This window comes from Pseudarthrobacter quantipunctorum, assembly GCF_045291495.1.
GTDB lineage: Bacteria > Actinomycetota > Actinomycetes > Actinomycetales > Micrococcaceae > Arthrobacter > Arthrobacter quantipunctorum.
Genome location: NZ_CP148033.1, coordinates 2,944,117 through 2,962,404 on the forward strand (window position 1 = coordinate 2,944,117; position 18,288 = coordinate 2,962,404).

Annotated in this window: 15 protein-coding genes; 9 read left to right on the forward strand and 6 right to left on the reverse strand. The window is 65.8% G+C overall.

The window, feature by feature from the left end:
• Positions 1-31 precede the first annotated feature (31 nt).
• The 4 genes from WHH00_RS13315 to WHH00_RS13330 all read left to right on the forward strand — a co-directional run bounded on the left by WHH00_RS13315 (position 32) and on the right by WHH00_RS13330 (position 4,445).
• Positions 32-997: a hypothetical protein gene (locus WHH00_RS13315; RefSeq protein ID WP_406633441.1), complete on the forward strand. Its 966-nt coding sequence runs from the start codon at positions 32-34 to the stop codon at positions 995-997.
• Positions 998-1,083: 86 nt separating this feature from the next.
• Positions 1,084-2,448, forward strand: a complete 1,365-nt coding sequence (locus WHH00_RS13320) for a beta strand repeat-containing protein (RefSeq protein WP_406633443.1) — start codon at positions 1,084-1,086, stop codon at positions 2,446-2,448.
• Between the two features lie 279 nt (positions 2,449-2,727).
• Positions 2,728-3,954 carry a serine/threonine-protein kinase gene (locus WHH00_RS13325; RefSeq protein ID WP_406633445.1) on the forward strand — a complete coding sequence of 409 codons (1,227 nt, stop codon included), beginning with the start codon at positions 2,728-2,730 and terminating at the stop codon, positions 3,952-3,954.
• On the forward strand, positions 3,951-4,445 hold the full coding sequence (locus tag WHH00_RS13330; protein WP_406633447.1) for a hypothetical protein: 495 nt from the start codon (positions 3,951-3,953) through the stop codon (positions 4,443-4,445). Before WHH00_RS13325 ends, WHH00_RS13330 begins: the two co-directional genes overlap by 4 nt.
• A gap of 146 nt (positions 4,446-4,591) precedes the next feature.
• On the opposite strand, the gene WHH00_RS13335 is transcribed toward WHH00_RS13330, so the two are convergent.
• Both WHH00_RS13335 and WHH00_RS13340 read right to left on the reverse strand, forming a co-directional pair.
• Positions 4,592-6,814, reverse strand: coding sequence for a catalase (locus WHH00_RS13335; RefSeq protein ID WP_406633449.1), 2,223 nt, complete (start codon positions 6,812-6,814; stop codon positions 4,592-4,594).
• Positions 6,815-6,980: 166 nt separating this feature from the next.
• Entirely contained in the window at positions 6,981-9,200 is a 2,220-nt protein-coding gene (locus WHH00_RS13340) for an NADP-dependent isocitrate dehydrogenase (protein WP_406633451.1), read from the reverse strand.
• A gap of 330 nt (positions 9,201-9,530) precedes the next feature.
• On the opposite strand from WHH00_RS13340, the gene WHH00_RS13345 reads away from it, so the two are divergent.
• Both WHH00_RS13345 and WHH00_RS13350 read left to right on the forward strand, forming a co-directional pair.
• Entirely contained in the window at positions 9,531-10,490 is a 960-nt protein-coding gene (locus tag WHH00_RS13345) for a trypsin-like serine peptidase (protein ID WP_406633453.1), read from the forward strand.
• Positions 10,474-10,647: a hypothetical protein gene (locus tag WHH00_RS13350; protein WP_406633455.1), complete on the forward strand. Its 174-nt coding sequence runs from the start codon at positions 10,474-10,476 to the stop codon at positions 10,645-10,647. The genes WHH00_RS13345 and WHH00_RS13350 overlap by 17 nt, the downstream gene beginning before the upstream one ends.
• 131 nt (positions 10,648-10,778) lie before the next feature.
• Here WHH00_RS13350 and purH read toward each other — a convergent pair whose 3' ends face one another.
• Positions 10,779-12,464, reverse strand: a complete 1,686-nt coding sequence (gene purH, locus WHH00_RS13355) for a bifunctional phosphoribosylaminoimidazolecarboxamide formyltransferase/IMP cyclohydrolase (protein ID WP_406633457.1) — start codon at positions 12,462-12,464, stop codon at positions 10,779-10,781.
• Positions 12,465-12,606: 142 nt separating this feature from the next.
• Here purH and WHH00_RS13360 point away from each other — a divergent pair, with 142 nt between their 5' ends.
• The gene (locus WHH00_RS13360; RefSeq protein ID WP_406633459.1) at positions 12,607-13,959 is read left to right on the forward strand and encodes an MFS transporter; all 1,353 of its coding nucleotides are present in this window, start codon (positions 12,607-12,609) and stop codon (positions 13,957-13,959) included.
• Positions 13,960-14,027: 68 nt separating this feature from the next.
• On the opposite strand, the gene WHH00_RS13365 is transcribed toward WHH00_RS13360, so the two are convergent.
• Both WHH00_RS13365 and purN read right to left on the reverse strand, forming a co-directional pair.
• Positions 14,028-14,537, reverse strand: a complete 510-nt coding sequence (locus tag WHH00_RS13365) for an endonuclease domain-containing protein (RefSeq protein ID WP_406633461.1) — start codon at positions 14,535-14,537, stop codon at positions 14,028-14,030.
• 567 nt (positions 14,538-15,104) lie between these two features.
• On the reverse strand, positions 15,105-15,698 hold the full coding sequence (purN, locus tag WHH00_RS13370; protein WP_406633463.1) for a phosphoribosylglycinamide formyltransferase: 594 nt from the start codon (positions 15,696-15,698) through the stop codon (positions 15,105-15,107).
• Positions 15,699-15,737: 39 nt separating this feature from the next.
• Here purN and WHH00_RS13375 point away from each other — a divergent pair, with 39 nt between their 5' ends.
• Positions 15,738-16,169 carry a hypothetical protein gene (locus WHH00_RS13375; RefSeq protein ID WP_406633465.1) on the forward strand — a complete coding sequence of 144 codons (432 nt, stop codon included), beginning with the start codon at positions 15,738-15,740 and terminating at the stop codon, positions 16,167-16,169.
• Here WHH00_RS13375 and WHH00_RS13380 read toward each other — a convergent pair.
• Positions 16,166-17,485: a DUF6350 family protein gene (locus WHH00_RS13380; RefSeq protein WP_406633467.1), complete on the reverse strand. Its 1,320-nt coding sequence runs from the start codon at positions 17,483-17,485 to the stop codon at positions 16,166-16,168. The two genes, WHH00_RS13375 and WHH00_RS13380, sit on opposite strands and share 4 nt — an antisense overlap.
• 153 nt (positions 17,486-17,638) lie before the next feature.
• Here WHH00_RS13380 and WHH00_RS13385 point away from each other — a divergent pair, with 153 nt between their 5' ends.
• Complete coding sequence (locus tag WHH00_RS13385; RefSeq protein ID WP_231455842.1) at positions 17,639-18,097, forward strand: DUF4383 domain-containing protein; 459 nt, start codon at positions 17,639-17,641, stop codon at positions 18,095-18,097.
• The last annotated feature ends 191 nt before the right edge of the window (positions 18,098-18,288 follow it).

The window sequence follows — 18,288 nt, forward strand, 5'->3', positions numbered from 1 at the left end:
GTCGAATGCATCAGTACTGGGGGTGGTACGCATGGCTCGTAGTCGCTCGCCGTGGCGTGCCCTTCGCCCGGTGTTCCTCGCAGGCGCAGCCACCCTCACGTGGCTGACCTTCTCGGCGTCGGCCGCTTCAGCGGACACGCTGCAGGATGCAACTTCCCTGTTGGGGGGCGTCACCGGTTCAGTATCTTCGGTGACGGAAGAGCTGCCCCTTCCCGTGGCCGGCCTTGCTGCTGATGCCGCGCCTGCAGTCTCCGCGCCGGTGCCGAATACATCGCCGGGCCTGCTGCAGCCCGTTGCGGGTGAGGTCTCCGGGCTTGCGGATCAGGTTATTTCATCGGTACCCGTCGTGGGCGATGTCATTCCGTCGGGAACGATATCCGTCATTGCAGTTCCGGTCGCCGAATCTGTGGACGTCGCAACGGCGGCGGCCGTGGAAGCTTTAGCCCCATCCGTGACGGAAGTACTCCCTGTACTCGAACCGGTCCTGCAGCCCGTTGCAGACCTGGCATCAGACACTTCAGTTCTTCCACTTCCGGAACTTCCCTTGGCCGTTCCCGATAACGACGTCCCGGCTGGGGCCGTGCCCGACGCTGTAGCCGTGCCCGCAACGCTGAACGTGTCTGCGACGCCAACAGAGGCGGTGCTTTCAGGGGCGGCCAGGACTGGAACACTCGAGGTTGCAGAATCGAACGCCGCCCCGGCTGGCCAGGTGCTGGTAACTGCCGCTTACGTGCCTCTTCAGACCGCGGTAGTCCTGCCCGATTCCGCCGAAGAGCAACCGGGTACGGCAGACCCCTCACCCGCCCCATCCCAGGCCCCTCCCCCGCCAGGGTCGGGCACCGGAAGCAGCGTGACTTCTGCCGCTGGCTCCGGGACTGCGGCATGGCTGAGCCCCTTCAACCTCACCCTTCCACCCACCGGCATTGTCCTTGCCGGTGAGTTCTCCGAGCATGCCCCCGCACCGGTGTCTTTCGACCCCGGTTCATCTCCTGACTAGTTGAGGCACGCCTGCCCTTACGGCAGAACGCGGCCATCCGGGCCGCTGACAAGCGGCCTTCATTCAACTTTTCAGGAGACATCACCATGAATCCCAACCTTCGCCGGGGAATGCTCGGCACCCTCTTTGCAGGCGGGCTCCTAGCCCTCAGTTGCACTGCGGCAAACGCCGCGGACACAAGCAGCGGATCGGACCTTTCCGCATCCGCCCTCATCTCGGCGGCGGCCTCCGCTGACTCGACGTCGTTGGGCCAGCTGGGTGACCCAACGCCGTCCGTTTCAGCGGACGCTGCCGTCGCAGCCGACGTCGCGCTTGGCGGTGCCACCGGCACGGCCACGGACGCCACAACCCTCGCCGCGGCGGTCGTCGTCGATGCCACCATCGGCGGCACCGACACCACCGGGGAACTCGTAAATGCCGACGTCGATGCCACCTTGGGCGGCAACGGCACCACCGGCGACTTCGTCGACGCCAACGCCGACCTCGCCATCGGCGGCACCGACACCACCGGCGACCTCGTGGACGCCAACGCCGACCTCACCATCGGCGGCACCGACACCACCGGCGACCTCGTAGATGCCAACATCGACGCCACCATCGGCGGCAACAACAACGGCACCACCGGCGAACTGGTAGATGCCAACGTTGATCTGACAATTGGCGGCAACGGGTCCGGCACCGGCACCAGCGGCGACCTCGCGGACGCCAACATCGACGCCACCATCGGCAGCAACAACAACGGCACCACCGGCGAACTGGTAGATGCCAACGTTGATCTGACAATTGGCGGCAACGGGTCCGGCACCGACACCACCGGCGACCTCGTAGATGCCAACATCGACGCCACCATCGGCAGCAACAACAACGGCACCACCGGCGAACTGGTAGATGCCAACGTTGATCTGACAATTGGCAGCAACGGGTCCGGCACCGGCACCAGCGGCGACCTCGTAGATGCCAACATCGACGCCACCATCGGCAGCAACAACAACGGCACCACCGGCGAACTGGTAGATGCCAACGTTGATCTGGGCATCGGCGGCAACGGCACCGTCGACACCGAAAACCCGGGAACCGGAACACCAGGAACCGAGAACCCTGGCGGCACTGATCCGGGTAACGGCAACGCAGGCGGCGCCGGCACCGTGGACGCGGGGAGCACGAATCCTGGCGCTGACAACGGAACTGCGGGCACCACCGACACCACGGGCAGCGGAAGCGTCGCAGGCGCCATTGCGGCAGGAATCTCCACAGCACCTGCTGCCGGGTCCACCGCAGTTGGCGGCGCCATCGCCGTAGACACCAATGCAAACATCACCGGCACCCGCAACATGCCGGGCCAGGGGGCCACTGCCCTGGCAAAGACCGGCATGGACGCCTCCCTTGCCCCGCTCGCCCTGCTGCTTCTCGTGGCAGGACTCCTGATGCTCCGCAAGCGGAAAGTGTCGTAGCGCCGACCACCTACTGACAGCGCCTGCCCCGCGCGCCTGAAGCGGCAGCAGGGGGCGGGCTGAGGGAAAGGAGGTTGACCAGGCAACGAAACAAGACCACGCACAACATGTATTCAGCACACATGTCCTTGTGAACGGAGGTCCGGCGGCGGAAGTGGTTTTCGCCGCCGGACCGCCGGCGTGCCGCAGTTCGCCAGGCCAGGATGAATCTTCCGTTTACTCCACCGCCCGTATAATTTGAGGTACGACAGTGCCGCAGCGCACCGGGAGGAACGGGTCATGGTGGCGGAATCGCCTAGCTCCATCAAGAATGAAGTGGTCGGCGGACGTTACCGGTTGGGTGAGGTCATTGGCCGCGGCGGTATGTCATCGGTCTACTGTGCCCGCGACGAAAATCTAGGCCGTGACGTGGCACTGAAGCTCTTCGCTCCGCAAGCCCCGGACGCCGATGAACTGAAGCGCCAGGAAGCGGAGATCCAGCTTCTTGCCACCCTGAACCACCCCGGACTGGTGACGCTGTTCGACGCCGGGATCGATACCCGGATCCCTGACGAGCCGAGGCCCTTCCTCACCATGGAACTCGTGGAAGGCCAGGACCTGCGCGCCCGGATCCGGCACAGCACCGTACCGCTGGAGGAGCTTGCCGTTATCGGCGCCGGCATCGCAGACGCACTGGCATACGTCCACGGCCTCGGAATTATCCACCGGGACATCAAGCCCGGCAATATCCTGCTGGTCCAGATCCGCCCCGGTGAACCGCTGCGGCCCAAGCTCACCGACTTTGGCATCGCGCGGATCGTCGACTCCACCCGGTTGACCGCCACGGGGACCATGGTGGGAACGGCCGCCTATCTCAGCCCCGAACAGGCGTTGGGCCAGCCGCTGGCCCCCTCCACGGACATCTACTCGCTCGGCCTGGTGCTGCTCGAATGCATCAAAGGCACAGTGGAATACCCCGGCAGCGCGGTGGAATCGGCTGTGGCGCGGCTGCACCGGGCACCGGAAATTCCCGAGGACCTGCCTTCCGAATGGGCTGATCTCATCCGCTCCATGACCGCGCTCGAACCGCTTGAGCGGCCGGCTGCCGCGGACATTGAAACCGCGCTGCGCCAGGCATTGGTCTCACCGGCATCCACCCCGGGTGAACTTGCGCCGGAGACCACCAGGGTGCTGCCGGCCATGCCGTTCCACCCGCCGTCCATCACTGCCGAGGAATCTGTGGATGAGCTGCGGGAGGCTGCCGGGCCGGGCGCTGCCCCGGCCGGGGCGCAGGTTCCAGCCAGCCCGCGTGAGGCCCTGAGCCAGGACCGCGCGAAGGACAGCAAGAAGCGGACAAAACGGTTCTGGCTGGCTGCGGTCTTGGCGCTGGTGGTGGTTGCCGCCGCGGTGGCTGCGGCCCTGATGACCTTGTCTTCCCAGTCGCCGCCCGACGTCGTGCCCTATCCCACGGTGACCGGAGTCCTGGGCGAGCACCTTGAGGAACTCCAGAAAAGCGTGGAACCGTGAGGCTGGCCTTCCCAGCTGGACGCACCTCCGTGCTCGTATGCTCCGCTGCCGTTTTGGCGGCCGCACTCCTGAGCGGCTGCGCCACGACCGAGGCCGGCCTTGAGCGCGAGGCGGCACGGCAGCTGCAGGCACGCGTCCTCGAGGTGACCCAGGCGTCGTCGGAGAACGACCCCGCCGCAGCCTTGCGGGCGTTGGAGGGGCTGGAAGCCGAACTGGAAGCGGCGCAGTCTGAAGGCCAGATTTCCGAGGAACGCCGCCGGAGCATCACCACGATTGCCACGGCCGTCCGTGCAGAGCTCAACGGAGCGATCGCAGCGGCAGAGAAAGCGGCCGCGGACAAGGCAGCCGAAGAGGCACGGATCGCCGCGGAGCAGGCCGCTGCGGCCACTCCCCCGCCAGCCGCCGAGGCCCCCGCCCCTGCGCCAGGTCCGGAGGCGGAGAAGGACGACGACAAAAAGGACAACGAGGGCAAGGGCAAAGGCAACGACTGACACCGCACAAGGAAGGGAGCGCCCGCCATTACGACGGCGGCGCTCCCCTCCGGCAGTTGGCTTTCCCAGGCAGCGCCCAGGTCAGCCAGCGGTTGCGTCAATCATTTGTGGCAGCAACGTGCGGCTGCCCCGGCTGCCGTCCCGACTCAGGCCCGGGCCGGCGATGCCGGGAACCGCTCCCAGACCCTGTGTGCGGCCAGCAGCGCCGTCAGCTCAGACACCAGTGACTCAGCGTCGCCCGCGGACACGATGCCCGGGGTTTCCCGCGGGATGCCCGCTGCGGCGAGGGCCTCGGCGCCGGAATCCCAGGTACCGATTGCCTTGGCGTGCCGGTACGCTTCCGTGAGCAGCAGCACCGCCCGCGGGTCGGCGGCACCGCCGGGAGCGCCGGCTTTTGCGTCAAGTCCTGGTGCGGCGTCGGGAGCCGGGGCGGCCGGCGCCGCCACGACGACGGCATCGAACTCTGTCGAACGAGCGGTGAGGTAGGTCCGCTGGACGGGGACCCCGCCGTCGTTCTCGGCCCCAAGGAAGCCGCCCGCCGGGGCAATGACCAGCGGCACGATGCCCGCCGCATCGAAAGCCTTCCGGGCGGCATTGACGGCAGCCAGGTCACTGTCCCCGTCCGCAAGGATTCCCACAACCCTGCCGGCCACCGGCCAGGTCTTGCCCACCTGGGACAGTGCCGGGCTGGGGTCTGAGTCCGGCACCTGCTCTGTTGCCTCCGGCGCGGGAAGGCCCAGCCCCTTTGCGACGGCGGCACAAAGTTCCGCATCCACGTTGGCAAGCGCCGCGAGCTGCCGTTCGCGGATGGACTTCTCGTAGCACTTGCCCAGTTCGAACGTGTACGCCTGGATGACGTGGTCCCGCTCCACCGGGCTGAGGCTGCGGAAGAAGAGCCGCACCTGGCTGAAGTGGTCGTCAAAGGATGCCGGGTTCTTCCGCTCCTTGATGGACGCAGCCAGCTCCTCCGGCACGTCGATGAAGGCCCCCACATCCTGACCGGCCAGGAACGGGCAGCCGCCGTCAAGCGAGTTGGGCCGGTACGGGGCCGCACCGCCGTGGACAGCCTGCTGGTGCATGCCGTCGCGCAGCATGTCATTGACCGGGGCCTGCGGCCGGTTGATGGGGATCTGGGCGAAGTTGGGGCCGCCCAGCCGGGAGATCTGCGTGTCCAGGTAGGAGAACAGCCGCACCTGCAGCAGCGGATCGTTGGTGACGTCGATGCCCGGCACCAGATGTCCGGGGTGGAAGGCCACCTGCTCGGTCTCGGCGAAGTAGTTCGTGGGGTTCGCATTGAGCGTCATGACGCCGATGGGCTGGACAGGTGCCAGCTCCTCCGGGACGAACTTGGTGGGATCCAGCAGGTCGATGCCTTCGAACATCTGGTTTTCAGTGTCCGGGAAGGTCTGGACGCCGAGCTCCCATTCAGGGTAGGCGCCGGCCTCGATGGCGTCCGCAAGGTCCCGGCGGTGGAAGTCCGGGTCCATGCCGTTGATGATCTGGGCTTCTTCCCACACCAGCGAGTGGACACCCTGCTTCGGCTTCCAGTGGAACTTCACCAGGGTGGTCTTGCCCTCTGCGTTGATGAAGCGGAAGGTGTGGACACCGAAGCCCTCCATGGTGCGGTACGAACGCGGGATGCCGCGGTCGGACATGTTCCACATGGTGTGCGCCTGCGCCTCGGTGTGCAGGGAAACGAAGTCCCAGAATGTGTCATGGGCGCTCTGGGCCTGCGGGATTTCCCGGTCCGGGTGCGGTTTGCCGGCGTGGATGATGTCCGGGAACTTGATGCCGTCCTGGATGAAGAAGACCGGGATGTTGTTGCCCACCAGGTCGTAGGTGCCCTCGTCCGTGTAGAACTTGGTGGAGAAACCGCGGGTGTCGCGGACCGTGTCGGCGGAGCCGCGGGAGCCCAGCACGGTGGAGAACCGGACAAAGACGGGAGTCTCCACGTCCTTGGCCAGGAACCCCGCGCGGGTGATGTTGGCTGCGGTCCCGTAGGAACGGAACACTCCGTGTGCGCCTGCACCGCGGGCGTGGACCACGCGCTCGGGAATGCGTTCGTGGTCGAAGTGCGTGATCTTTTCGCGGAGGTGGTGGTCCTGCAGCAGGATGGGACCCCGGGAGCCTGCCTTCAGCGAGTGGTCCGTATCGCCGAGGCGCAGGCCCTGCGCGGTGGTGAGGTACTGGCCGGACTGGGCGCGGGCAGTGGCCGGTGCGCCGGTGGGGCTTCCCGTGGGCGACACAGCCTCTGGTGCCTGCTGGTCCGGTTTCGGCGGCAGCGGTTCGCGCGGCGTTGTGGGTTCCTGGAGGCTGGCAGGCTCGCTGGCGGGGACACCGGGGATGTGGATATTGCTCTCTTCTGGCACGATTTTTTCTCCTCAGGATCGGCAACCTCAGCAGTCATCGGCGCAAACCGAGATACTAAGCGTACTTAGTACCCTAGCAACGATTCCTGCTGCCACAAGTTTTTTGCCGACCCTGAAAAACAACAAAGCGGCGTCCCGGATCTCCGGAACGCCGCTTCGTGCAGGTCTAGCTCAGCGTTGCAATGACCTTGTTGAGTGTTGCCGAAGGACGCATTACGGCAGAAGCCTTGGCGTCATCCGGGTGGTAGTAGCCGCCGATGTCCACCGGCGAGCCCTGGACCTCAGCCAGCTCGCCAACGATCGCCTGCTCCTTGGAGGCAAGCTCTCCGGCGATGGAGCTGAAGGAGGCGGCCAGGTCGGCGTCGTCCGTCTGCTTGGCCAGTTCCTCTGCCCAGTAGCGGGCCAGGAAGTAGTGGCTGCCGCGGTTGTCCAGCTCGCCGGCACGGCGGCTGGGCGACTTGTTCTCCAGCAGGAACGTGCCGGTGGCGCGGTCCAGGGTGTCGGCCAGGACCTGGGCGCGCTTGTTGTCCGTGGTGGTGGCCAGGTGCTCGAAGCTGACGGCCAGGGCCAGGAACTCGCCCAGGCTGTCCCAGCGCAGGTGGTTTTCCTTGAGCAGCTGCTGGACGTGCTTGGGGGCGGACCCGCCGGCACCGGTCTCGAACAGCCCGCCGCCGTTCATCAGCGGAACTACGGAGAGCATCTTGGCGCTGGTGCCCAGCTCAAGGATGGGGAACAGGTCCGTGAGGTAGTCGCGGAGGACGTTGCCGGACACGGAGATGGTGTCCTCGCCCTTGCGGATACGGTCCAGGGTGAAGGCGATGGCCTTGACCGGGGACATGATCTGGATATCCAGGCCCTCGGTGTCGTGCTCCTTGAGGTACTCATTGACCTTGGCGATGAGGTTGGCGTCGTGGGCGCGTTCCTCATCCAGCCAGAACACAGCCGGAGTCTGGGAGGCGCGGGCGCGGGTCACGGCCAGCTTGACCCAGTCGCGGATGGGCAGGTCCTTGGTCTGGCAGGCGCGCCAGATGTCACCCTCGGAAACCTGGTGTTCGATCAGGACGTTCCCTGAGCCGTCAACGATCTGGACCGTTCCGGCTTCCTGGATTTCGAACGTCTTGTCGTGGCTGCCGTATTCCTCGGCAGCCTGGGCCATAAGGCCAACGTTCGGAACGGTGCCCATGGTGGTGGGATCGTAGGCGCCGTTGGCCCGGCAGTCATCGATAACCACCTGGTAGATGCCGGCGTAGGAGCTGTCCGGGAGGACGGCCAGGGTGTCAGCTTCCTCGCCGTCCGGGCCCCACATGTGGCCGGAGCTGCGGATCATGGCGGGCATGGAGGCGTCCACGATCACGTCGCTGGGGACGTTCAGCGTGGTGATGCCCTTGTCCGAGTCCACCATCGCCAGTGCGGGACCTTCTTCGAGGCCTTTCTTGATGAGGTTCTGCACGCCTTCGCGCACGTCCTCCGGCAGGTCCTCGAGGCTGCTCAGGATGGCGGCCAGGCCGTTGTTGGGGCTGATGCCGGCGGCGGCGAGCTGCTTGCCGTAGGTCTCGAACAGCTCGGAGAAGTAGGCCTTGACCACGTGGCCGAAGATGATGGGGTCCGAGACCTTCATCATGGTGGCCTTGAGGTGGGCGGAGAAGAGCACGCCCTCTTCCTTGGCGCGGGCAACCTGAGCCTGGAGGAACTCGTCCAGGGCGGCGGCGCGCATGACGGTACCGTCGATGACCTCGCCGGCCAGGACCGGGAAGGACTTCTTCAGGACCTTGACGGAGCCGTCCTCGCGGACCAGCTGGATGGCGATGGTGCCCTCGGAGTCGATGACAACCGACTTCTCGTTGGAGCGGAAGTCGTCCTGGCCCATGGTGGCCACGTTGGTCTTCGACTCGGCAGTCCAGGCACCCATGGAGTGCGGGTTCTGGCGGGCGTAGTTCTTCACGGACAGCGGGGCGCGGCGGTCCGAGTTGCCTTCGCGCAGGACCGGGTTCACGGCGGAGCCCTTGATCTTGTCGTAGCGCGAGCGGATGGCCGTCTCCTCGTCCGAGGACGGGTTGTCCGGGTAATCCGGAAGGGCGTAGCCCTGCTCCTGGAGCTCGGCGATAGCGGCCTTCAGCTGCGGGATGGACGCGCTGATGTTGGGCAGCTTGATGATGTTGGCTTCCGGCGTCTTCGCCAGCTCACCGAGTTCAGCAAGGGCGTCACCGATCTGCTGCTCGGGGGTCAGGTAGTCACCGAAGACGGCGATGATGCGGCCAGCGAGCGAAATGTCGCGGGTCTCCACCTCCACACCTGCTGTCGAGGCGAACGCCTCGATGATGGGCAGGAACGAATAGGTAGCCAGCATCGGCGCTTCGTCGGTGTGGGTGTAGATAATCTTGGACATGCGCGGGCGTCTCCCTGTGGGTCGGCTTGGTTGTGAAAATTCGGTCTATTTCACCATGTACAACTTACCCGAGCGCAGGGATTTCACCCCTACCGGGGCTGCCGCGTTACCCCCGGCACGGGCCGGATTACAGCGATGGAGAACGGCCGACGCCGGCACGCACCTTTGGCGCCCGCCCGCCGTCGCGCTTTCCTCGCCACGCCTCCTTGGGGGCCGCTGGAGGCCCTACATGATACGTCACTACTATTTACAAAGTTGTCATATGACGATAAATTCGCAGGGTCACTCCCGCCCCTCCCGGGGCTATTTCCCCGTTCAGACAGGACAACAATGACACGCACCAGGTCTCTGGCTACCGGCTTCCTGAGCCTTTCAGCCGCTGCCGTTCTGGCACTCACCTCCGCCGGCGGGGCTACCGCTGCCCCGGCGGAGGACAAGGCAAACCCCTCCGTCACAAGCATTGTCCTGAACACCGCCGGCGTGGCCGATTACTGGACGGCCGACCGGATGCAGAACGCCATCCCTGGTGACGTCCTCGCCGGAAAAGCCCTGGAACGCGGCAACCGCTCCAGCGCCGGGCTCGTGGAAAAGGGCAAGAAGTCCGAGGTGAGGGCCACCAAGGGCAAGCCCACCATCGCCCAGAGCGAGACCCCGGTCAAGCACATCGGCAAGGTCTTCTTCACCCTGGCTGGTTCGAACTACGTCTGCTCCGGCAACGCCGTAACCTCCGCCAATGAGAGCACCGTCTCCACGGCGGGCCACTGCCTCAACGAGGGACCGGGCAAGTTCGCCACCAACTTCGCCTTTGTGCCGGCCTACGAGAACGGCGCCGAGCCCTACGGCAAGTGGACCGCCAAGTCACTCCACGCCCCCACCCAGTGGAGCGCCAACGGGGACATGGCCTACGACACCGGCTTTGCCGTGATGAACACGCTGAACGGCCAGACCCTCACCGATGTTGTCGGCGGATCCGGCGTGGCGTTCAACGAGCCCCGCGGTCTCACCTACAAGTCCTTCGGCTACCCGGCAGCATCGCCCTTCAACGGCCAGACCCTCAAGAGCTGCACCGGAACGGCCACGAACGATCCCAACAACCCGCAGTTTGGAACCCAGGGCATCCCCTGCGACATGACCGGCGGCTCGTCAGGCGGCCCGTGGTTCATCGGCACCAGTTCCGCGGGCCTGCAGAACTCCGTCAACAGCTACGGTTACAACCGTTCCGCAGTGATGTACGGCCCGTACTGGGGATCCGTCATCCAGCAGACCTACGCCAGTGCAGCAACCTCCTAAGGACACCCCGTCCGGCCAGGACCCCGTCAGCCACGCCGACCTGAACCAGACCCACGAGGAGATCCTCGAGTACTGGACGGAGGAACGGATGGCCGAGGCCAAGCCCCGGGAGCTGCGGCTTCCGGAGCCCGGCACCGGTGAAGACGACCAGGACTAAGCCAGCACAACGACGACGGCGCCCGTCCCCTTCGCAGGGGGCGGGCGCCGTCGTTCGTTAACTCACCGTCGATTGCTCCGAAATGGTCGTTTTCGGGTCCGAAAACGACACCTACGGAGCAATCGGTGGACTCAGTGGAAGAAGTGGCGTGCCCCGGTGAAGTACATGGTGATCCCTGCAGCGTTGGCGGCTGCGATGACTTCCTCGTCCCGGACCGAGCCGCCGGGCTGCACCACGGCGCGGACGCCGGCGTCGATCAGGATCTGCAGTCCGTCGGCGAACGGGAAGAACGCGTCGGAGGCTGCTACGGCGCCGCGGGCCCGCTGGGGTGCGCCGGAACCGCTGGCGTTGGACGCACCGCCGGCACCTTCGACGTCGGACTCCACCGTCACGCCGAGAGTGTTGGCCCGCTCCACGGCCAGGCGGCAGGAGTCCAGGCGGTTGACCTGGCCCATGCCAATACCGACGGCGGCGCCGTCCTGGGCGAGGAGGATGGCGTTGGACTTCGCTGCGCGGCAGGCGGTCCAGGCGAAGGCGAGGTCGGCCAGGGTCTTCGCGTCCGCCGCTTCACCGGCGGCCAGGGTCCAGTTGGCGGGGTTGTCGCCGTCGGCATCCACCTTGTCCGCTACCTGGACCAGCATGCCGCCGGAGACCTGGCGGAACTCCGTGGGGTAGCGGCCGTAGCCCTCGGGCAGGGCAAGCAGGCGGATGTTCTTCTTCTTGGACAGGATCGCCACCGCTTCCGGCTCGAAGCCCGGGGCGATGACAACCTCGGTGAAAATGTCCTTGACCGTGTTGGCCATGCCCGCGGTCACGGTGCGGTTGGCCGCGATGACGCCGCCGAACGCCGAGACGGGATCGCAGGCGTGGGCCTTGGCGTGGGCGTCGGCGATCGGGTCCGCGGCATTAGCGGAGCCCACAGCGACGCCACAGGGATTGGCGTGCTTGATGATGGCCACGGCCGGCTCGCTGAAGTCGTAGGCGGCGCGAAGGGCAGCGTCCGCATCCACGAAGTTGTTGTAGCTCATGGCTTTGCCGTGCAGCTGGTCTGCCTGCGCGATGCCCACCGGGGCAGCCTTGTCCACGTAGAGGGCAGCCTGCTGGTGCGGGTTCTCGCCGTAGCGCAGCACCTCCGAGCGCTCCAGCGACAGGCCGGCGTAGGCGGGCCAGTCGATGACGCCGTCGCCGTCCTCGTCCAGGAACTGGCTCGCCGTCCAGGTGGCCACGGCGTTGTCGTAGGACGCCGTGTGGGCGAACGCCTTGGCGGCCAGCCGGCGTCGTGTCTTCAAATCAAAGCCGCCTTCAGCGGCGGCGGTGACAACCTGTCCGTAGAAGGAGGGGTCCACCACAATGGCGACGGCGGCGTGGTTCTTCGCCGCGGAGCGCACCATGGCGGGGCCCCCGATGTCAATCTGCTCCACGACGTCGTCCTGGGCGGCGCCGGACTTGACGGTCTCCACGAACGGGTAGAGGTTCACCACCACAAGATCAAAGGGTTCGATCTCCATCTGGGTGAGCGTTTCCATGTGGGCTGCCACGCGGCGGTCCGCCAGGATGCCGCCGTGCACGCGCGGGTGCAGGGTCTTGACCCGCCCGTCCAGCATTTCGGGGGAACCCGTGACTTCCTCGACCTCCTGGACCGGGATGCCTGCGGCGGCAATCTTCTTGGCCGTGGAACCAGTGGAGACGAGCTTCACCCCGGCCGCATGCAGGCCCTGCGCGAGCTCCTCCAGACCGGTCTTGTCGTAAACCGAGATCAGTGCCCGGCGGATGGGAACACGGTCGATGGATACGCGCTCATGCTGCGTGAAGCTCACAAATGTCTCCGTCTTATCTCGCGGAACAGTGCCGCGGTTGGTGGGGATACGGCCCAGTTTATCCCGAAGCGGAGGTTGCCCCGCGAGTAGGCCGGAGTGTGAACCCCGGTGCGCCCGGCTAAAGTTTTCCCAGGAGGCTGCGATGAATACTTACACCACTGTGCCGAGCGGCGAACAGGTGGTCCAGGAACTGCCCTGGCGATGGAAAGTCCAGGGCAGGATCTTTTTGATCGGCGGCCTCGGCTTCATGTTCGACGCCTGGGATGTGACCCTCAACGGCATCCTCATACCTTTGCTTTCAACCCACTGGGCCCTTTCCCCGGGCGAGGCGGCCTGGGTGGGCACGTCCAACCTGATCGGCATGGCACTGGGCGCGTTCGTGTGGGGCACCATCGCGGACACCATCGGGCGCAAGAAAGCCTTCACAGCCACGCTGCTGATCTTCTCGCTCTTCACAGTCCTGGGCGCCTTCTCCCCCGACTTCATCTGGTTCTGCGTGTTCCGGTTCATGGCCGGGTTCGGCCTGGGCGGCTGCATCCCGGTGGACTACGCGCTGGTGGGTGAGTTCACCCCCCGCAAGCAGCGCGGCAGGGTCCTCACGGCGATGGACGGCTGGTGGCCGGTGGGGGCAGCCCTGGCAGGCTTTGTGTCCGCCGGCCTTGTGGCCCTGTACGGCGACTGGCGGCTGACCATGCTGGTGATGGTCCTGCCCGCCCTGCTGGTGTTCTGGGTCCGGCGCAGCGTTCCCGAGTCGCCGCTCTTCCTGATCCGCAAGGGCCGGCGTGAGGAGGCGGCCAAGGTGATCGACGGGCTGGTGGCCGCCACCGGGGCGGAACCCCGCGCCTACAGCCTGCCCGATGCCAGGGAGGTACCGCGGCTTTCCGCCGGCAGCGCCTGGCACCAGCTGCGGCTGGTGTGGCAGTTCAACTGGAAAATTACGGCCACGGCCTGGGCACTGTTCTTCTCGATCCTGCTGGTTTATTACCTGTCCCTGACCTGGATGCCGCGGATCCTGATCGGCGCCGGCTTCGCCGAGTACAAGGCGTTCGTCACCACGGCGTCCATGGCCGCCGTCGGGCTTTTGGGCGTTGTGGTGGCCGCCCTGCTGGTGGAACGGGTTGGGCGCAAATGGATCCTGGCCATCACCGGGCCATTGTCCGCGCTGACCCTGGTGATCGTGGCTTTCGTGGTGGACATCCCCACGGCGGCGGTGTTCTGGCTACTGGTGTTCGGGTTCGTGGTGCAGGTGGCCATCCCGGTGCTGTACGCCTACGTGTCCGAGCTGTACCCCACCGAGCTGCGCGGCACCGGATTCGGCTGGGCCTCCACCTTCTCGCGGCTGGGGGCAGGGTTCGGGCCGCTGATTTTCGCCAACTACTTCTGGCCCGAGCTGGGGCTGGCCACGTCCTTCGCCCTCGCCGGCGGGCTGGTGCTGCTGGCCGTGCTGTGGATGGCGTTCTTCTCCCCGGAAACCAAGCAGCGCCGCCTCGAGTAACCCCTCCCCCTCCCAAATAGGTAGCAGCAGATGTCGCTTTGAGCCCTCAAACCGACATCTGCTGCTACCTACTTGGGCTGCCAGTCGCGGCTACGCAGTGCCGAGCGGACTTTAGCGACGGCGGCCCGTGCCTCGTTTTCCATGTGCCTTTTGGAGATGCGGACCAGCATCCATCCCGTGCGGGCAAAATCCTCGTCGCGGGCGATATCCCTAACGACTTGCGCCGCCTCGGAATGGCCCTCGCCGTCGTACTCCACCGCCACCTTCTGTTTTGGGTAGCTCAGGTCAGGTTGGCGTACGACGGCGGCATGCAGTTGAGTGGGAACGTTCAGCAGGGGTTCGGGCAGGCCTGCGTCTTCCAGTGCCAGGCGCAGCCTGGTTTCAGGGGCGGAATCGGAGCCCACCCGGGCGCGGTCAAGGGCAACCCGGGCTTTCCTGATACCGGGTGTCCCTTTGTGCCGGTCGAGCATTTCCTCAAGATCGTCCCGGGCTGCATGGGGCTTGGACCTGCCCTCGAAGTCCGGCCGCGGGATCCGCAGCAGGTGATCAGCCACAACCGTCAGTTCTTCGATGCTCATCTTCCGGGAACAATCCAGCCATGTGCGGGTCCGGGAGGTGATGAAGAGCCCGTTGAGTGTGGTGATTTCATCGTCAAAGAACTGGCCACGATGTCCCCGAACGCCGGACCGACGCGGTATGGCCAGCGTGTCCGGCCTGGATATGTGGGTAACGGGATCGTCTTTTCCCGGAAGGAAACCTGAAAATCCCCACAACGTGAAGGCCGTCGCATGGGAAGCTGCGGAAAACTCGATGACCAGCGTCAATGGCCGAACAATTGACGCCAGCTCAGGAGTTTGAGGTGCAAGCGGCTGCCTGATTCCCCGGCTCGGTGCGGCCATGGAATGGTGCCGTAACCGCCCGACTGTTACTCCGGCGTCGACCGCTTCATGGAAAGTGAAGGCGCCGGATGGGAGGACGTCGGGCATTGGCCGCGGAGTTCTCATGGCTTATCGTGGCAAATTTCCGGCCGGGACTGCCGAAGTTATCCACAGGAGCGCCGTCGCCTTCCAAGTAGGTAGCAGCTGATGTCGGTTTGAACCCCTATTCCGACATCTGCTGCGACCTAGTTGGGTGGGGAGGAGGGGTCAGGTGGGGGGGGTCGAAGTGCTGGCACGGTGGGCGGCGGCGAGGGAGGCGAGCGTGGACACCAGCAACCGGCGCTCCACTACCTTGATGCGCTCATGCAGGCTTTCCTCGGTGTCGGAGTCCTCGATGGCCACGGCCTCCTGGGCGATGATGGGGCCGGTGTCCACCCCGGCGTCCGCCCAGTGCACGGTGCATCCGGTCACCTTCACGCCGTAGGCCATAGCGTCCCGTACCCCGTGGGCTCCCGGGAAGCTCGGAAGCAGTGCCGGGTGGGTGTTCAGGTACCTGCCGTTGAAGGCATCGATGAACTCCGGGCTGACGATGCGCATGAACCCCGAGGAGACCACCACATCCGGCTCGAACCTCGCCACGGCGTCGGTCAGCGCGGCGTTCCAGGCAGCGCGCTCCGGGTACGCCTTGAAGTCAACCACAAACGTCGGGATGCCGGCGGCCGCGGACCGCTCCACCCCGTAGGTGCCCTGGCGGTCTGCACCGACGGCCGCGATCTCCACGTCCAGGTCCCCCGCCTTTACCGCGTCGATAACAGCCTGGAGGTTGGACCCGGTACCGGAAACGAGGACTACGATGCGCATGGCTCTAGCTTATGGGCAGGCTCGCGTAGGCTGGAAAACATGAACACCTCCCCCGAACCGGCTGGGCAGCAGCGGACCAGGCCGCCGCTCAGCGAGGCAGCCAAAGCCTCGCTGGCCAAGACCCATACCCTGTTCCGGATGTTCGTCATCTCGGTGCTCGGCGCCTTCTTCGTCTACCAGCTGGACGTCAACTACCTGTGGCTGACCGGGATCCTCACGGCAGCCAGCGTGGCGCTGGGCACGGTACTCCTGGTCCGGGCCGCGAAGCTGAAGGAATCCAGGCTGGTCCTGATCGGCACCATCTCCGGCCTGGTGGTGTCCGCCATCATGGTGCTGCTGATCCTTGTGACAGCCGTGTTTTTCAACGAAGTCCGGCAGTACCAGGCATGCGTGGGACGGGCACTCACGGACCAGGCGCAGTCGGCGTGCCGGGTCCAGCTGGAAAGCTCGCTGCCCGGGCAGTTCCGCTAGGACCTGGAAACCAGTTCAGCGTCCTCTTCCGACGCCGCCTGCTCACGTTCCAGCCACGGCCCGGCCGCGTAACCGATGACGACGCCGGCGGCCACTTCCGCGGCCAGCCACACTCCCGTCCAGAACGGGTCCGGACCAATGTCAGTGAGACGGCCGATTCCCGCCGAGCCGCGCGCAATCCAAGCCAGGCCAAAGGCCAGGAGCCCGGCTGCCAGTCCCGCCAGGATCCCCAGCACCAGGGTGGAGACTGTTGCCGTGAACCAGCGGGCACGGATCTTGATGGAAAGCCACTCATCGAAGTGGTTCTCACCCTCGCGCAGGAACCACCATCCGGCCAGCACTCCCGCCAGCACCGGGACAATCAGGGCCACAAAGGCGTAGTCCAGCGGCCCGGACGGAATGGCGGCCAGCACGGGGATGGAAGGCAGCGGTCCGACGGCGGTTCCCAGCGGGCCTACGTGCGAGCCGATCCCCATGGCAAAACCGGCCCCGGACGTCCAGGCGAGGGCGAAGACCGCGAGGTTGGGGAGGAACCCAAGCTGCGCGATGGTCAGTGCGGCACCCCCGACGGCGCCGGCGTCGAGCGCCTCATAGACGGCGACCACGAGGTTCCAGTGGATGAACAGGTCCACGGCCAGGAGCACGGCAGCCAATGCCAGCGCGGAAAGGGTGGCAACAAACCCGGCCTTGGCGGCGGAGGCAAGGTAGGAGCCGGCCCACCGCGAATGCTGGCTGGTGCGGGAAATCCAGTCCACGGCGTCGACGCCGATCAGCCGGCTCCAGGAACCGGCCTCGCGCCGCGCGCCGATCACCATGCCCAGCGCATAGGGAATGAGCGGGATCAGCACGGCGAACCAGGGGTTGATGCCGACGTCGGGAGTACGGCACACGAAGCCGGTAGCCGTACCGAAAGCGGCGTAGACAACCCAGGAGCCGAGCAATGCCTGCCACAGCTGGTCTGTATAGGACGCGCGGGCAAGGCGGCGGCCGGCCCGCCATGCAAGGAGGAAAGGGAGCAGGGTGAGGCCCAGCGGAACCAGCGACAGAACGCCGGTCTCCCCGTTGCCGGCGGCGTCGGAGCCCGCGGCGCTGAGTTCCAGCGGGACTCCGTGAACCAAAAGCCAGGACTGCCCCGCCAGCCGGGCCAGGGCGTCGAAAGCGCCGTTTTGGAAGCCGGCAGTGGCCCACACTGCGATGATCGGGGCAATCACCACCAGCGCGGAAATGATGGCTGCCTGCGCCGTTTCGAGGGCACCCTGCAGCCACAAGGGCATGGGAAGGCCACGGTCTCCGGTCTGGTCAGCACGCATTTTCATCGTGCCCCATGGTGTCACGGCAGGGGCGTCCGGGCCGGGAACGACAGGCTCATCCGCTGGATCGGCGGAACTCCACCGCACGCTGTGCCGGAGCTTTTCGCCGTGGGCGGCCGTAAAATTGAACTGTCCACAACGAGTGGATTGGAGGAAGAAATGACTACCGCATCCCCACATGCACACGGCGTTCATTTTGGCCGGGCAGACGTCCAAAACGCTGGCATGGGAGTGGGAATTGTTTTGATGCTGGTCGGTGTCCTGGGCTTCATCCCGGGTGTCACCACCCAATACAGCGAACTGATGTTCCTCGGACCGGCGTCGCACGCCATGTTCCTGGGGCTGTTCCAGGTGTCCATGCTGCTCAACATCGTGCAGCTGGCCATCGGTGCCACCGGCTGGGCCATGTCCCGGACAGAACACGGAGCACGGAACTTCCTCCTGGGGGCAGGCGCACTGTACATCGTCCTGGCCATCTTCGGGCTCGTTGTCGGAGTAGATTCGGCGGCGAATTTCCTGGCCCTGAACATGATGGATAACTGGGCCCATCTGGTGCTGGGCGCCGTAATGATTGTTGCCGGCTGGCTGTTCTCCAGGACGGCGGCCCGCAGGACATAGCCCGGAATCCGTAAACCGGGAAACAGGAGCCGCGAATGAAGGAACAACCTTAAGTTCTGAAGATATTCGTCCTACTGGCTGGTGCAGTTTCCGCCATCTGCGGGGGCTGCACCAGCGTCCAAGAAAGTTCCGCACGCACAACGATACCGGGAGCCCCCAAGGGGGCTCCCGGCGTCGTGTGCTGTTCGCTT

Bases quoted from the DNA above. Each gene is read 5' to 3' on its own strand.
- WHH00_RS13315 (WP_406633441.1), top strand. From the start codon at position 32: ATGGCTCGTAGTCGCTCGCCGTGGCGTGCCCTTCGCCCGGTGTTCCTC.
- WHH00_RS13320 (WP_406633443.1), top strand. From the start codon at position 1,084: ATGAATCCCAACCTTCGCCGGGGAATGCTCGGCACCCTCTTTGCAGGC.
- WHH00_RS13325 (WP_406633445.1), top strand. From the start codon at position 2,728: ATGGTGGCGGAATCGCCTAGCTCCATCAAGAATGAAGTGGTCGGCGGA.
- WHH00_RS13340 (WP_406633451.1), bottom strand. From the start codon at position 9,200: ATGTCCAAGATTATCTACACCCACACCGACGAAGCGCCGATGCTGGCT.
- WHH00_RS13345 (WP_406633453.1), top strand. From the start codon at position 9,531: ATGACACGCACCAGGTCTCTGGCTACCGGCTTCCTGAGCCTTTCAGCC.
- WHH00_RS13360 (WP_406633459.1), top strand. From the start codon at position 12,607: ATGAATACTTACACCACTGTGCCGAGCGGCGAACAGGTGGTCCAGGAA.
- WHH00_RS13365 (WP_406633461.1), bottom strand. From the start codon at position 14,537: ATGAGCATCGAAGAACTGACGGTTGTGGCTGATCACCTGCTGCGGATC.
- purN (WP_406633463.1), bottom strand. From the start codon at position 15,698: ATGCGCATCGTAGTCCTCGTTTCCGGTACCGGGTCCAACCTCCAGGCT.
- WHH00_RS13375 (WP_406633465.1), top strand. From the start codon at position 15,738: ATGAACACCTCCCCCGAACCGGCTGGGCAGCAGCGGACCAGGCCGCCG.
- WHH00_RS13380 (WP_406633467.1), bottom strand. From the start codon at position 17,485: ATGAAAATGCGTGCTGACCAGACCGGAGACCGTGGCCTTCCCATGCCC.
- WHH00_RS13385 (WP_231455842.1), top strand. From the start codon at position 17,639: ATGACTACCGCATCCCCACATGCACACGGCGTTCATTTTGGCCGGGCA.